The organism is Thermus aquaticus, from assembly GCF_001280255.1.
Lineage (GTDB): Bacteria > Deinococcota > Deinococci > Deinococcales > Thermaceae > Thermus > Thermus aquaticus.
Map to the genome: position 1 here is coordinate 1 of NZ_LHCI01000105.1, position 921 is coordinate 921.

Genomic DNA, 921 nt, shown 5'->3' on the forward strand with positions numbered 1-921 from the left:
AACGTAGCGTCCAACCTGGCCACCCCGGGTCGTTACCTGGAAAACCATCGGCGTTGAAAAGCCCGAGGAGGCCCTTTCGCCCCAGCCCCCTATGGCCGAAAGGGGCCAGGTTCACCTTGGCTCCGGGTTCGGCTTTTGTATCCCGTCGCCCACCCCCTTGCCTTCCCCCGGCGGCCGATGCCGAGGGCATGTCGGCCCCCAGGTGGGCCAGGGTGTGGATCCTAATCAGCGGATGTGGGGAGCCAGGTGTAGTGGGGTGTCCAGCCCCAGAGACGAGCGCCGTTCTTCCGTGCTTCCCCTCCCCCCTGGACACCCCCCTGTGGAAACCCGGTGGGGGCGAGAAAAACCGCAGGTGGAGAGGAGGCCGGGAATTTCCAGCGAGGGGAAATAGCGTGTAGGAGGCAGTAGAGGGCGCTGAACCCCCCATATGCAGCCCACAAGGTAGCCCCTCTGGGCCCTGGCGGAGCGGTAGAGGTCTTGCCCCCGTACGCCCTGCCCAGATGTCTCTACGGGGGCAAGACGGGCGCGAGAGGGGCGGAGTTCCCAGGGGACTTGGGCCCGGTAGCATAACCCAAGTTGCTACCTACCCCCTGGGCCAGAGAAAATAGTGGCCGCTATGCCCTCGCGCACCATAGCGGCCTTTTGCATCATAGACGATGCCCTCCAGGGGTAGTGTCGCGTATTTTGTGGGTTAAGCATGGAGGGCGGAATGGACCGAGAGGAGCTCAAGAGGTTGACCAAGGAGGAGAAGGGCCGGCGCATCCGAGAAGGGGTCAAGGCCGTCATCGAGCAGGTGTTGGAAGAAGAGATGACCGAGCACCTGGCTGCGGGTTACCGTGAGCGCACCCCAAGCCGCCGCGGGGAGCGGAACGGCTACTACACCCGGGACCTCATCACGCCGGCGGGCAGGATCGCCCAGCT

1 protein-coding gene is annotated in these 921 nt (G+C 64.7%); it reads left to right on the forward strand.

Going from position 1 to position 921, the window contains the following annotated elements; translation table 11 throughout:
* Positions 1-709 precede the first annotated feature (709 nt).
* The coding region (locus BVI061214_RS12285; protein WP_211256769.1) for a transposase at positions 710-921 on the forward strand (212 nt) is incomplete at its 3' end.